Origin of the sequence: Cupriavidus sp. OV096, assembly GCF_900115455.1 — a bacterium.
GTDB lineage: Bacteria > Pseudomonadota > Gammaproteobacteria > Burkholderiales > Burkholderiaceae > Cupriavidus.
This window is the reverse complement of the sequence record NZ_FOWM01000009.1, coordinates 114,011-127,168: the sequence shown is the minus strand read 5'-3', so window position 1 is coordinate 127,168 and position 13,158 is coordinate 114,011. Positions and strand designations below refer to the sequence as shown.

Below are 13,158 nucleotides of genomic sequence, written 5' to 3'. Positions count from 1 at the left end.
ACTACGGGCAGCGATTGTAGCGGGTCTGAGCGCCCCGGATGGCGCCAATCCCGGCCAATTGCCAAAAATCAGAGGATTCTCTGACTCTGCATGACCAGCGACGACGCGGGAGTACCATCGCCGCAACGTTCTTCTCTCCTCCCCCTCTCCGTATGACCTCGCCGATTTCCACGCTGCGCATTCTTCTGGTGGAAGACCACGCATTCCAGCGCGCGGTGGCCGCCGACATGCTGCGCGCACTCGGCGCGACGCAGATCGTGGAAGCCGACGATGGCGCGACCGCGTTGGACCGGCTCACCGCGCAATCGTTCGACGTGGTGTTCTGCGACATCGCGATGCCCCGGCTCAACGGCCCGGGCCTGATGGCCGAGCTGGCGCGGCGCGGGGATCGGGCTTTCGCGGCCACGGCACCGGCCTGGGTCTGGATGACCGCGCAGGATGCCGACATCCTCGATTCGCACCAGCGTCTGGCCGAAGCGCTCGGCCTGCGTGCGGTACACGCGCTGCGCAAACCGCTGGAGCAGGCCGAGTTGGCTGGCATCCTGGCCGAGGCGGCCCGGGGCGATGGCGCGCGGCCGGACGCGGCGACGCCCGACGATGCCACCCTGCTCGCCGCCGTGCCCGATGGCCTCCACATCGTGCTCCAGCCGCAGTTCGCCCTCGCCACGGGCCGGCTGGCGGGGGCCGAGGCGCTGTGCCGCTGGCGCCATCCCACGCTGGGCAACGTGCCGCCGGACCGTTTCATCGCCCGGCTGGAAATGCTCGACGCCGCCGACCCCATCCTCTTTATGGCGATTGATGCCTGCGTGGCCATGCATCGGCGCCTGCGCGCAGCCGGGCTGGAGATCGTGCTGGGCGTCAACGCCTCGGCGCGCACGCTTTGCCGGCCGGAGACGCTGCCGAGGCTGGACGCGATGGTCGCCGCCGCCGGCCTGCCCCGCCGGCAACTGGTGATCGAACTGACCGAGGAATTCCCGGTGCCGGACACCGTGGCGCTGTCCGTGGCGCTCAACCAGTTGCGGCTGCTGGGCTATGGCGTGGCGATCGACGACTTCGGCATGGGCATCGCCACGTTGAAATTACTCGCGGATCTGCCATTCACGCAGATCAAGCTGGATCGCTCGTTCGTCAAACATGTGGATGGGGACGACCAGCGTACGGCGATCTGCCGGCACGTGATTGCGCTGGCGCGCGACCTGCGGCGCGAATGCGTGGCGGAAGGCGTGGAAACGGTGTCGCAGCGCGCGGCGCTGGCGTCGCTTGGCTGCGATCTGGGACAGGGCTATCTGTGGTCGGCCCCGCTGGCGCCGGACGATTTCCTCGCCGCGGCCCCGCTGGCGCCGGACGATTTCCTCGCCGCGGCGCCGGCATGGGCCGGCCTTACGGCGCCGCCCGGAACGGATATTTCGCGAAAATCTGAGTGACGACGGCGTCCAGCGCCGGCTGGCTGTCCTGCGGATCCACGCGGCTCGCATCGCCCTGCGCCACGCCCTCCCAGACCAACTGGTTCTTCCGGGCATCGACCAGATCGATATTGAGCGTGCCTTCTGTATACACGTAGGTGTCGTTGTAGAAGCCGTAGCCCGGCCACGGCCCGTACATGCCGCCGCGATAGGCGTAGTAACCCATGTAGCCGGGCGGCGGCATCGGCGCCGGGTCGCTGACCACCTTCTGGCGCAGCCGCGCGTTGAAGTTGACGAGCAGGTCCGGCGACTGCTGGGTATACCGATAGCCGCGCGCCGTCATTTCGCGCTGGACCGCCGTCTTCAGATATTGCGTGGTCAGGCTCTCGTAGCCCTGTCGGTCGGTGCCGGGCCGGGCGACGAAGCCAAAGGTGCGATAGGCGGAGAAGTCCGCCGTGCGGTTGTAGTCGGTGCGGATATCCGGGCCGGTGGCGCAGCCGGCGAGTGCGGCAAGCGCCGCAGCGCCGAATACGCCCCGGGCGCGGCTCAGGATCTGGATCGGAAGCTGGGTGCGCATGGTGTCAGTTCCACTTGCCGTCGACGCCGCCCACGCTGAGGCGGCCCGCGCCCAGCAGCGCCACGGCGATGGCGCTGGCCAGGAACATGCCCTGCAACTCCAGCTCCCAGCCGCCGTTCTTGTTGATCATATTGAGCTGGCCCGCATGCACCAGCGCCAGCGCGAAGATCATGTTGATGGCCACGATCAGCGCCGCCGGCCGCGTCCATAGGCCGATGATCAGGAGGATGGGCGCCACCACCTCGCCGATATAGACCCCGTAGGCCACATAGGAAGGCAGCCCGGCCTGGGTCACCGTCTGGATGACGAAGCCGGGTCCCGCCATCAGCTTGGCAATGCCGTGGAGCAGGATCAACACGCCCAACACGATCCGGATAACGGCCTTGCCCAGGTCCTGCGAACCTTGCGTGCGACTCATTGCTGCGCCTCCTTGCCCTTGGTTTGGAAACGGGGGTACGGCCCCCGCCCTCCGGGGCGCCGCACAAGTACCTTAGTGTGTACCGGCGTGAAGGTAAAGGCGCAATGCCCAGATGGCGAGGTCAGGGCTGGGGCTCGTCCTTCGGGGGCGAAAGCATGGTCGAAGACGGGGCCAACGGCGGAGGCGCCGCGAAAGGCGGCGCCGCGTGCATCGGCATGACGCCCGTCGTCATCATGCCCACCCGGCGGGCGGTCTCGGGCAGTACCTCGGCCAGGAAATCGAGGAAGCGGCGCAGCGGCGGCGTCACGCCTTTGCGTGACGGAAACACCGCATGGAGGACGCCCATCGGCAAATCCCACTGGGGCAGGACGACTTCCATGTCGCCGCGCGCGATCTCGTCGCGGCAATACATGCCCGGCAGCATGGCCACGCCCACGCCGGCCAGCACGGCCTCGCGCAGCAGCGCGAATTCGTCGCAGACGAGCTTGGGGTCGTACTGGATATGGACGGATTCGCCGGCTTTGTCGAACAGCGTCCAGATGAACTTGCCATCGTGCGGCCGCTGGCCGACGCCGGGCATGCCTTCCAGCGCCTGCGGGGTGCGCGGGCGGCCGATGCTGTCCAGCAGCGCCGGGCTGGCCACCATCCGCAATTCGCCCTTGCCGAAGGTACGCACGGCGAGGCTGGAGTCCTCGAGCACGTCGCGCACGCGCAGGGCCAGGTCGTAGCCCTCGCCGATCACGTCCACGCGCCGGTTGGTGGCGTCGATTTCCAGCTTGATGCCGGGGTTGGCGCGCATGAAGCCGCCGATCCACGGGGCGAGCAGGATCTGGGCGATGGCCACCGGGCAGCTGATGCGCAGCGATCCTCCCGGCTGCTCGCGGGCATGTTCGATCACTTCCCGCGCGGCTTCGGCGGCCTGGAGCATGTCCCGGCAGCGGGCGTAGTACTGCTCGCCGAGTGGCGTTACGCGCACCTGACGTGTAGTCCGGCGCAGCAACTGGACGCCCAGGTCGCGCTCCAGCTGGGCAATGCGGCGGGAAAGCCGCGACTTCGGCACGCCGCTGGCGCGGCTCGCGGCCGAGAAGCTGCCGTGTTGTACCACCTGGGCGAACAGCGACAGGTCATTGAGGTCTTGCATCCGGGTCTCCGGTGAGGCGATGGCGGCGATTGGGGGCGTTGAGGACGCAGGTCGTTGCGAAGGTAGAACAATTATTTGCATTTTGCCTCACTACCGGCACCAATGCCCAGCCGCTATCTTTCATTCCATCCAACCGAACCCTAGTGGAGAAAGACATGAACATCCTGCAGATCGATTCCAGCGTCCTTGGTGACAACTCCGTTTCGCGCTCGCTGACCGCCAGCGTGGTGGCCGACCTGGTCGCCAAGAACCCCGGCGCCAAGGTGACCGTGCGTGACCTGGACCAGGACGCCCCGGCACACCTGACCGGCAACCTGCTGCCCGTGCTGGGCGGCCCGAAGGATGGCCTGAACGCCGTGCAGCAAGCCGAACTGGATCGCACCGAAGCCTGGCTGGCCGAACTGCTGGCTGCCGACGTCGTCGTGATTGGCGCACCGCAATACAACTTTGGCATCCCGAGCCAGCTCAAGGCGTGGATCGACCGCGTGGCACAAGCTGGCCGCACCTTCCGCTACACCGAAGCCGGCCCGGAAGGCCTGCTCAAGGGCAAGCGCGCCATCGTGGTGTCGTCCCGTGGTGGCGTACGCCAGAACGCCGACGCGCTGGATCTGCATGAAATCACCGTCGATACGGTCCTGCGCTTCCTGGGCATCGCCGACATCTCGATCGTGCGCGCCCACGGCCTGGCCATGGGCCCGGACAGCCGCGAAGCTGGCCTGAGCGCCGCCCGCACGGCCATCGCCGCGCTGAACGACGCCACCCGCGCCGCTGCCTGATCTGCTGCCAGAACTGCTTTCCGCTCCTCCGTGGTAACGGTGCCGCCTCCCTTGGCACCGGTTTTTCCTCCAGGCCGCGCCCTTCCGGGCGCGGCCCTTTTTTTGCGTCCGGGCCTTGCGGCGGTGCGTCACGCGTGCCGCCGGGTGTAGGCATCGGCCTACGGCCCGCCTCACCTTCCCCCGGCTCGCTCCGCCGGGCGAACGGGTCTATCATGGGTCGGATTCGGGTCGATTCCCATCGGCCTGCCATCGCGTCGCATTCGAGTCGTCCCTGGGAGCCTGCATGACCTCTGCACTGTTGCCTGCCGCCGCCAATCATCCGCCGCACGAGCCCGCCCTGCTCGGCCAGTACCGGCACGTGCGCGCCGCCACGGAAGCCATGGTGGCGGATATTTCCGACGCCGATTCAACCGTGCAATCCATGGACGACGCCAGTCCTGCCAAATGGCATCTGGCCCATACGACGTGGTTTTTCGAGGAATTCGTGCTGGCCGCGCGCATCCCCGACTACGAGCCGGTGGATCCGCAGTACCGCTACCTGTTCAACTCCTATTACGAGGCAGTCGGCGCGCGGCATCCGCGTCCGCGCCGGGGGCTGCTGACGCGGCCGTCGCTGGACGAGATCCTGGCCTATCGGGAAGCCGTGGACGAATCCATGCTCTCGCTGCTCACCGATGCCCAGACCGACGCGGAAGCCGCGCTGGTCACGCTCGGCCTCAATCACGAGCAACAGCATCAGGAACTGCTGCTGACCGACATCCTGCATCTGTTCGCCCAGAATCCGCTGCGTCCGGCATATGCGCCCGCGCTGACCGCGCCGGTCATCGCCGATCCGCGCCCGGCGCCGGAGTGGCTGAAGTTCTCGGGCGGCGTGGTGGCCATCGGCCATGCCGGCGATGACTTCGCGTTCGATTGCGAAACCCCGCGCCATAACGTGCTGCTGCAGCCGTATGCGCTGTCCTCGCATCCGGTCAGCAACCATCAATGGTTCGAATTCATCGAGGACGGCGGCTACCAGACGGCCGGGCTGTGGCTTTCCGATGGCTGGCGCTGGGTCTGCGACAACGCCATCCAGGCGCCGCTGTACTGGGAAGAGCGCGACGGCACGTGGTGGCAGATGACGCTGCGCGGCATGCAGCCGGTGGATGCGGACAGCCCAGTCACGCACGTGAGCTTCTTCGAGGCCGACGCCTTCGCGCGCTGGGCCGAGCGCCGGCTGCCGACCGAGGCCGAATGGGAGCACGCGGCGCGCAACCTATCGGCGACCGGCAATTTCGTGGAAGGCCGCACGCTGCGGCCGCTGCCGGATCGGCAGAACACCTCGGGAGCCTTGCGCCAGATGTTCGGCGATGTCTGGGAATGGACGGCCAGCGCCTTCCTGCCCTATCCCGGCTTCCGCCCGAGCGCGGGCGCGGTAGGCGAGTACAACGGCAAATTCATGAGCAGCCAGATGGTGCTGCGCGGCGGCTCATGCGTGACGCCGGAATCCCATATCCGGGCCAGCTATCGCAACTTCTTCTATCCGCACCAGCGCTGGCAGTTCACGGGCGTCCGGCTTGCGGACGATGTGTGATCCGCTGATTGGCTGACTAACTCACCGACCGACCGACCGACCGACCGCATGCCCTGCCAGCCCGACTTTCGGTGGTGGGGCAAAATTCTGGCGGTTAATTGAAAAATTTAAGATTCGAAGAGGCCGATCGATGTTCTGATCAGCCCTCCTTCAGCCGACGCCAGAGCGTGGTGGCACTGATCCCAAGCTGGGCACAGGCGGCCGTCCGATTGCCGCCGCATTCGGCCAGCACCCGGCGGATGTGCTCCGCCTGGCTCGCCTTGGCCACGCCGGCCAGCGAGCGGCTCTCTTCCGATGGCGCGGTCAGCATCGCCATCTCCATCTCCATCGGCACCCTTGGCGCCCCCTCGCCGTTCTCCGAAGAAAACAGCTCCGGCACAGCCGCCTGCAGCTCGCGCTGCAACGCCGCCGGCTGGAGTTCGGCGCCTGCCACCAGCACGGCAATCCGCTCCGTCACGTTCTCCAGCTCACGGATATTGCCTGGCCAGGCATAGCGGGTCAGGCGCTCCCGCACCGTCGCGGGCAGTCGCTGCGGGGCCTTGGTGCCGAGCCGCTCCTGCGCGCGCCGGTATAGCAGTTCGGCGAGATCGGGCAGATCGGCCACGCGCTCGCGCAGCGGCGGCATTTCAATGCGCAGGATGTTGAGCCGGTAGTAGAGATCCTGGCGGAAGGTGCCCTCACGCACCCGCGCGGCGAGGTCCCGGTGCGTGGCGGCAATCACGCGCACATTGATCGGCACGGCCTCGATGCCGCCAATCGGCAGCACCTGTTTTTCCTGGAGCACGCGCAGCAGCCGGGTTTGCAGCGCTGGCGGCATGTCGCCCACCTCGTCGAGAAACAACGTGCCGTTGTGGGCCGATTCGAACAAGCCCGCCTTGCCCCCGCGCCGGGCGCCGGTGAACGCGCCTTCCTCGTAGCCGAACAGTTCGGATTCGAGCAGCGACTCGGGAAACGCCGCGCAATTCACGGCAATGAACGGGAAAGCGCGGCGCGGACTGGCGTCGTGCATGCCCTGCGCCAGCACTTCCTTGCCGGTGCCGCTCTCGCCGCCAACCAGCACCGTGGAATCGACCAGCGCGTAGCGCCGCGCCAGCGCGCGCAGGTCGCTCATCGCCGGGGAGGCGCCGGCCAGGTCGTCCAGGCTGTAGCGCACCCCGGCCGGGCGGGCGCGGGCGCGCGAGCGCAGGTTGCGGTCGGCGCGATGGATGGCGTTGGCGTCCTGAATGGTCAGCACCGCGCCCGTGGTGCCGGCTTCCCCGACGATGGGAATGCGGTTGACCACCACCATGCGGTCGCCCAGCCGGTGAATGGCCTCCAGCTCGCGGGTGCCGCTTTCCATCACGGCGTCGAGCGCGAGGCCCGGCGCCAGCGTGGACAGCTTGCGCCCTACGGCCACGCCGGTCGGGGTGCCGAGGAACCGTTCCATGGCCGGATTGAACGCCTGCACGCGGCCTTCAGTGTCCACGGCGGCCACGCCTTCGTTCAGGTGGGCCAGGATCGTATTCACGTAGTCGCGCCGGGTGGATTCGATACGCCGCAGCCGCGCCGCCTCGATCGCATCCTCCAGCGCCAGCCGCACCGCATTGCCCGAATATAGGAAAACGCCCATCAAGCCGTATTTGTCGGCCAGGTCGGTCACCATGCCCGGCCCCACCACCACGCGGATGCCCTCTTCCTTGAGCGCCCGCACACGTGCCGTGGCGTCATCCTCGGTCAGATAGGTGTAGCGGGGGATGTCGAGCGAGAACGCGCGCACGAATTCGTCGACTTCGGCGTAGGTCGAGGCATGGGTGACCAGCGCCACCTTCGGCGAAATCCGACGCGCCGTGGCCAGCGCGCTCATCACGTCGAAGCCGGTCACCTTGACCAGCACCACGGGCACATCCACATGCTGGCGCAGATAGGCACCGTTGGAGCCGCCCGCCACCACCACATCGACGCGACCCTCCCGCACCTCGCGGTTGATGGCGCTGGCGGCGGCCTCGAAGGCCCGCCCGACGATGCGGAACTCCGCACGGGCCGCGTAGGCCGGGATCAATTCTGCGAAGGCGCGCGAGAGACGGCTGATGCCCATCGCCCAGATGCGGGGACGGCCGCCGGCCGGCATGGCGGGCGCATGGAGGGGCGCGGAGGAAGGCAGGAGACTCATGATGGGAACGGCCGTGTAGACAATTGCATTGTGCGCCGGATGGTTCGATCTTTCAATCCTGAACGACTTGCATTTCATATTTGAAATGTGAATGTGATGAAAGCGCCTATGTCGGACCTGACGCGATGGTTGAGATTACCGGCGTAGATAGTTGTTTATTAACGATATCTATCTATCTGAACGGCCATCCAGCGAAGCCAGCCACCACATGGCACACCCCTTGCGCTCTATCTGGCCGCTCTCAATGCCATTCCAGAACACTCCAAGCACACGCCCATGACCTTTTCCGCCTCCGAACTCGCCCGCTCCGCCGGCGCCCGCTTCCGCCAGGCCCTGGCCGACGAAAGCCCGCTGCAGATTCCCGGCACCATCAACGCCAACCACGCGCTGCTGGCCAAGCGCGCGGGCTATCGCGCCATCTACCTGTCCGGTGGCGGCGTGGCCGCGGGCTCGCTCGGCCTGCCTGACCTGGGCATTTCCAACCTGGATGACGTACTGACCGACATCCGCCGCATCACCGACGTCTGCGACACTCCGCTGCTGGTGGACGTAGATACCGGCTTCGGCGCTTCCGCCTTCAACGTGGCCCGCACCACGCGCTCGCTGATCAAGTTCGGCGCCGCCGCGATGCACATCGAGGACCAGGTTGGCGCCAAGCGCTGCGGCCACCGTCCGGGCAAGGAAATCGTCACCCAGGGCGAAATGGTCGATCGCATCAAGGCCGCCGTCGACGCCCGCACGGACGAGAACTTCGTCATCATGGCCCGCACCGACGCGCTGGCCGTGGAAGGCCTCGACAAGGCCATCGAACGTGCCGTGGCCTGCGCGGAAGCCGGCGCCGACGCCATCTTCCCCGAAGCCATGACCGACCTCGACATGTACCGCCGTTTCGTCGATGCCGTGCGCGTGCCGGTGCTGGCCAACCTGACCGAGTTCGGCGCCACCCCGTATTTCACGCTCGACGATCTGCGCAGCGTGGGCGTGGCGATGTCGCTCTACCCGCTCTCCGCCTTCCGCGCCATGAACAAGGCCGCCGAGAGCGTGTACGAGGCCATCCGCCGCGACGGCACCCAGAAGAACGTCGTCAGCACCATGCAGACCCGCGCCGAACTGTACGAGCGCATCGGCTACCATGATTACGAGCAGAAGCTCGACGCGCTGTTCGCGCAGGGCAAGGCCAAGTAAGCCAGCCCGCCCGACACCATCCGCCTCGATCTACAACGATCTGCACCCATCAGTACCCATCAGCACCCAGACCAACAAGGAGACCCACAATGTCCGAAGCTCAACCGCTCGCCACGCCCAAGCCCAAGAAGTCCGTCGCCCTGTCCGGCGTGACCGCGGGGAATACCGCGCTTTGCACCGTGGGCCGCAGCGGCAATGACCTGCACTATCGCGGCTACGACATCCTGGACATCGCCGATACCTGCGAATTCGAGGAAATCGCCCACCTGCTGGTGCACGGCAAGCTGCCGACCAAGGCCGAACTGGCCGCCTACAAGGCCAAGCTGAAGTCCCTGCGCGGCCTGCCCGCCAACGTCAAGGCGGCGCTGGAATGGGTCCCGGCCAGCGCCCACCCGATGGATGTGATGCGCACGGGCGTGTCGGTCCTCGGCAACGTGCTGCCCGAGAAGGACGACCACAACACGCCGGGCGCGCGTGATATCGCCGACCAGCTGATGGCCAGCCTCGGCTCGATGCTGTTGTACTGGTACCACTACAGCCACAACGGCCGCCGCATCGAGGTGGAAACGGACGATGACTCCATCGGCGCCCACTTCCTGCACCTGCTGCACGGCAAGGCGCCGTCCAAGCTGTGGGAACGCGCGATGCAAACGTCGCTGATCCTCTACGCGGAGCACGAGTTCAACGCCTCCACCTTCACCGCGCGCGTGATCGCCGGTACGGGTTCGGACATGCATTCGTCGATCTGTGGCGCCATCGGCGCGCTGCGCGGCCCGAAGCATGGCGGCGCCAATGAAGTGGCGTTCGAGATCCAGAAGCGCTACGACACCCCGGACGAAGCCGAGGCCGACGTGCGCCGCCGCGTGGAGAACAAGGAAGTCGTGATCGGCTTCGGCCACCCGGTGTACACCACGGGCGACCCGCGCAACCAGGTGATCAAGGAAGTGGCGCGCAAGCTGTCGAAGGACGCCGGCTCGACCAAGATGTTCAGCATCGCCGAGCGCCTGGAAACGGTGATGTGGGATGCCAAGAAGATGTTCCCGAACCTCGACTGGTTCAGCGCCGTGAGCTACCACATGATGGGCGTGCCGACGGCGATGTTCACGCCGCTGTTCGTCATCGCCCGCACCTCGGGCTGGGCCGCGCACATCATCGAGCAGCGGATCGACAACAAGATCATCCGCCCGAGCGCCAACTACACGGGGCCCGAGAACCTCAAGTTCGTGCCGATCGAGAAGCGCTGACCGGTGCAGCGCGGGGCCCCCTGCCCCGCGCCGCCCGCCACGGACGCTCCATAACCACCCCACGCCATGAACACTGCCTACCGCAAGCCGCTGCCCGGCACCAAACTGGACTACTTCGACGCGCGCGCCGCCGTGGAAGCCATCCACCCGGGCGCCTATGACAAGCTGCCCTACACCTCGCGCGTGCTGGCCGAGAATCTCGTGCGCCGCTGCGACCCGTCCACGCTGACCGCCTCGCTGCAACAACTGATCGAGCGCAAGCGCGAACTGGACTTCCCGTGGTTCCCCGCACGCGTGGTCTGCCACGACATCCTGGGCCAGACCGCGCTGGTGGACCTGGCCGGCCTGCGCGATGCCATTGCCGACCAGGGCGGCGACCCCGCGCTGGTCAACCCGGTGGTGCCGGTGCAACTGATCGTCGATCACTCGCTCGCCGTGGAATGCGGCGGCTTCGATCCCGATGCGTTCACCAAGAACCGCGCCATCGAAGACCGACGCAACGAAGACCGTTTCGATTTCATCAACTGGACCAAGAAGGCGTTCCGCAACGTGGACGTCATCCCGCCGGGCAACGGGATCATGCACCAGATCAATCTGGAGCGGATGTCGCCGGTGATCCACGCCGAGCAAGGCCTGGCCTACCCCGATACCGTGGTGGGCACGGACAGCCACACGCCGCACGTGGACGCGCTGGGCGTGATCGCCATCGGCGTGGGCGGCCTGGAGGCCGAGAACGTGATGCTGGGCCGCGCCTCGTGGATGCGCCTGCCTGACATCGTCGGTGTGGAGCTGTCTGGCAAGCGCCAGCCCGGCATTACCGCCACCGACATCGTGCTGGCCCTGACCGAGTTCCTGCGCAAGGAAAAGGTGGTCGGTGCCTATCTGGAATTCCGTGGCGAAGGTGCCTCCAGCCTCACATTGGGCGACCGCGCGACCATCTCGAACATGGCCCCCGAATACGGCGCCACGGCCGCGATGTTCTATATCGATGAGCAGACGCTGGCCTACCTGCGCCTGACCGGCCGGGAAGACGCGCAAGTCGCGCTGGTGGAAACCTACGCGAAGACGGCCGGCCTGTGGGCCGACTCGCTGGCCAACGCCGAGTACGAGCGCACGCTGCATTTCGACCTGTCCACCGTGGTCCGCAACATGGCCGGCCCGTCGAACCCGCACAAGCGGCTGCCGACGTCCGACCTGGCCGCGCGCGGCATCGCCGGCCAGTGGGATGACGTGCCGGGCCAGATGCCCGACGGTGCCGTCATCATCGCCGCCATTACGAGCTGCACCAACACCAGCAACCCGCGCAACGTGATTGCAGCGGCACTTCTGGCCCGCAATGCCAACGCGCGCGGGCTGACGCGCAAGCCGTGGGTCAAGTCGTCGCTGGCGCCGGGCTCCAAGGCGGTCGAGTTGTATCTCGAGGAAGCCAAGCTGCTGCCCGATCTCGAAAAGCTCGGCTTCGGCATCGTCGCGTTCGCCTGCACCACCTGCAACGGCATGTCCGGCGCGCTCGATCCGGTGATCCAGAAGGAAATCGTCGACCGCGACCTGTACGCCACGGCGGTGCTGTCCGGCAACCGCAACTTCGACGGCCGCATCCACCCGTACGCCAAGCAGGCGTTCCTGGCCTCGCCGCCGCTGGTGGTGGCCTACGCCATCGCTGGCACGATCCGCTTCGACATCGAGCGCGATGCGCTGGGCAAGGACGCCGACGGCAAGCCGATCTACCTGAAGGACATCTGGCCGAGCGACGAGGAAATCGACGAGATCGTCGCCAAGAGCGTGAAGCCGGAGCAGTTCCGCAAGGTCTACGAGCCGATGTTCGCCATTTCGGTGGACCAGGGCGAGGCCGTGAGCCCGCTCTACGACTGGCGCGCCCAGAGCACCTACATCCGCCGTCCGCCGTACTGGGAAGGCGCGCTGGCCGGCGAGCGCACGCTGCGCGGCATGCGGCCGCTGGCAGTGCTGGGGGACAACATCACGACGGACCACCTGTCGCCATCGAACGCCATCATGCTGAACAGCGCGGCTGGCGAGTACCTGGCGAAGATGGGCCTGCCCGAGGAAGACTTCAACTCGTACGCCACGCACCGGGGCGACCACCTGACCGCCCAGCGCGCCACCTTCGCCAACCCGACGCTGATCAACGAGATGGCCGTGGTCGATGGCACGATCAAGAAGGGTTCGCTGACGCGGATCGAGCCGGAAGGCAAGGTCGTGCGCATGTGGGAAGCCATCGAGACCTATATGGAGCGCAAGCAGCCGCTGATCGTGGTGGCCGGGGCCGACTATGGCCAGGGCTCGTCGCGTGACTGGGCGGCCAAGGGCGTGCGGCTGGCCGGCGTGGAAGCCATCGTGGCCGAGGGCTTCGAGCGCATCCACCGTACCAACCTGATTGGCATGGGCGTGCTGCCGGTGGAGTTCAAGCCGGGGGTGAACCGCACCACGCTGGGCCTGGATGGTACCGAGACGTACGACATCGTCGGCGCCCGCAAGCCGCGCGCCGAACTGACGCTGGTCATCCATCGCAAGAACGGCGAGCGCGTGGACGTGCCGGTGCAGTGCCGGCTGGACACCGCCGAGGAAGTGTCGATCTACGAGGCCGGCGGCGTGCTGCAACGGTTCGCGCAGGACTTCCTGGAATCGGCGCGTGCCGCGGCTTGATGGGAATTCACCGGAAACTGGACGAAGC

Annotated in this window: 10 protein-coding genes; 6 read left to right on the top strand and 4 right to left on the bottom strand. The window is 67.0% G+C overall.

Going from position 1 to position 13,158, the window contains the following annotated elements:
* Positions 1 to 152 precede the first annotated feature (152 nt).
* The gene (locus BM115_RS19475; protein ID WP_092297771.1) at positions 153 to 1,424 is read left to right on the top strand and encodes an EAL domain-containing response regulator; all 1,272 of its coding nucleotides are present in this window, start codon (positions 153 to 155) and stop codon (positions 1,422 to 1,424) included.
* Here BM115_RS19475 and BM115_RS19470 read toward each other — a convergent pair.
* The 3 genes from BM115_RS19470 to BM115_RS19460 form a co-directional block, all read right to left on the bottom strand.
* The gene (locus tag BM115_RS19470; RefSeq protein WP_092297768.1) at positions 1,381 to 1,980 is read right to left on the bottom strand and encodes a DUF4136 domain-containing protein; all 600 of its coding nucleotides are present in this window, start codon (positions 1,978 to 1,980) and stop codon (positions 1,381 to 1,383) included. The two genes, BM115_RS19475 and BM115_RS19470, sit on opposite strands and share 44 nt — an antisense overlap.
* Positions 1,981 to 1,984: 4 nt before the next feature.
* On the bottom strand, positions 1,985 to 2,398 hold the full coding sequence (locus tag BM115_RS19465) for a DoxX family protein (RefSeq protein ID WP_092297765.1): 414 nt from the start codon (positions 2,396 to 2,398) through the stop codon (positions 1,985 to 1,987).
* A gap of 121 nt (positions 2,399 to 2,519) precedes the next feature.
* Positions 2,520 to 3,539, bottom strand: a complete 1,020-nt coding sequence (locus BM115_RS19460) for a LysR substrate-binding domain-containing protein (RefSeq protein WP_092297762.1) — start codon at positions 3,537 to 3,539, stop codon at positions 2,520 to 2,522.
* Between the two features lie 155 nt (positions 3,540 to 3,694).
* Here BM115_RS19460 and BM115_RS19455 point away from each other — a divergent pair, with 155 nt between their 5' ends.
* Together BM115_RS19455 and egtB are read left to right on the top strand one after the other, a co-directional pair.
* On the top strand, positions 3,695 to 4,315 hold the full coding sequence (locus tag BM115_RS19455; protein WP_092297759.1) for an FMN-dependent NADH-azoreductase: 621 nt from the start codon (positions 3,695 to 3,697) through the stop codon (positions 4,313 to 4,315).
* A gap of 283 nt (positions 4,316 to 4,598) precedes the next feature.
* Complete coding sequence (gene egtB / locus BM115_RS19450; protein WP_092297757.1) at positions 4,599 to 5,888, top strand: ergothioneine biosynthesis protein EgtB; 1,290 nt, start codon at positions 4,599 to 4,601, stop codon at positions 5,886 to 5,888.
* A gap of 139 nt (positions 5,889 to 6,027) precedes the next feature.
* On the opposite strand, the gene prpR is transcribed toward egtB, so the two are convergent.
* Positions 6,028 to 7,962 (bottom strand): propionate catabolism operon regulatory protein PrpR, encoded by a 1,935-nt coding sequence (gene prpR / locus BM115_RS19445; protein ID WP_369823506.1) that lies wholly within the window; start codon positions 7,960 to 7,962, stop codon positions 6,028 to 6,030.
* Positions 7,963 to 8,313: 351 nt separating this feature from the next.
* On the opposite strand from prpR, the gene prpB reads away from it, so the two are divergent.
* From prpB to acnD, 3 genes are all read left to right on the top strand, one after another.
* Entirely contained in the window at positions 8,314 to 9,222 is a 909-nt protein-coding gene (prpB, locus tag BM115_RS19440) for a methylisocitrate lyase (RefSeq protein ID WP_092297751.1), read from the top strand.
* Positions 9,223 to 9,311: 89 nt separating this feature from the next.
* Positions 9,312 to 10,466, top strand: coding sequence for a bifunctional 2-methylcitrate synthase/citrate synthase (gene prpC, locus BM115_RS19435; RefSeq protein WP_092297748.1), 1,155 nt, complete (start codon positions 9,312 to 9,314; stop codon positions 10,464 to 10,466).
* Between the two features lie 66 nt (positions 10,467 to 10,532).
* Complete coding sequence (acnD, locus tag BM115_RS19430) at positions 10,533 to 13,130, top strand: Fe/S-dependent 2-methylisocitrate dehydratase AcnD (protein ID WP_092297745.1); 2,598 nt, start codon at positions 10,533 to 10,535, stop codon at positions 13,128 to 13,130.
* Positions 13,131 to 13,158 lie beyond the last annotated feature (28 nt).

What these genes read in the sequence shown, in the direction of transcription:
- BM115_RS19475 (WP_092297771.1), top strand. Translation starts at nt 153, where the DNA reads ATGACCTCGCCGATTTCCACGCTGCGCATTCTTCTGGTGGAAGACCAC.
- BM115_RS19470 (WP_092297768.1), bottom strand. Translation starts at nt 1,980, where the DNA reads ATGCGCACCCAGCTTCCGATCCAGATCCTGAGCCGCGCCCGGGGCGTA.
- BM115_RS19465 (WP_092297765.1), bottom strand. Translation starts at nt 2,398, where the DNA reads ATGAGTCGCACGCAAGGTTCGCAGGACCTGGGCAAGGCCGTTATCCGG.
- BM115_RS19460 (WP_092297762.1), bottom strand. Translation starts at nt 3,539, where the DNA reads ATGCAAGACCTCAATGACCTGTCGCTGTTCGCCCAGGTGGTACAACAC.
- BM115_RS19455 (WP_092297759.1), top strand. Translation starts at nt 3,695, where the DNA reads ATGAACATCCTGCAGATCGATTCCAGCGTCCTTGGTGACAACTCCGTT.
- egtB (WP_092297757.1), top strand. Translation starts at nt 4,599, where the DNA reads ATGACCTCTGCACTGTTGCCTGCCGCCGCCAATCATCCGCCGCACGAG.
- prpR (WP_369823506.1), bottom strand. Translation starts at nt 7,962, where the DNA reads ATGGGCATCAGCCGTCTCTCGCGCGCCTTCGCAGAATTGATCCCGGCC.
- prpB (WP_092297751.1), top strand. Translation starts at nt 8,314, where the DNA reads ATGACCTTTTCCGCCTCCGAACTCGCCCGCTCCGCCGGCGCCCGCTTC.
- prpC (WP_092297748.1), top strand. Translation starts at nt 9,312, where the DNA reads ATGTCCGAAGCTCAACCGCTCGCCACGCCCAAGCCCAAGAAGTCCGTC.
- acnD (WP_092297745.1), top strand. Translation starts at nt 10,533, where the DNA reads ATGAACACTGCCTACCGCAAGCCGCTGCCCGGCACCAAACTGGACTAC.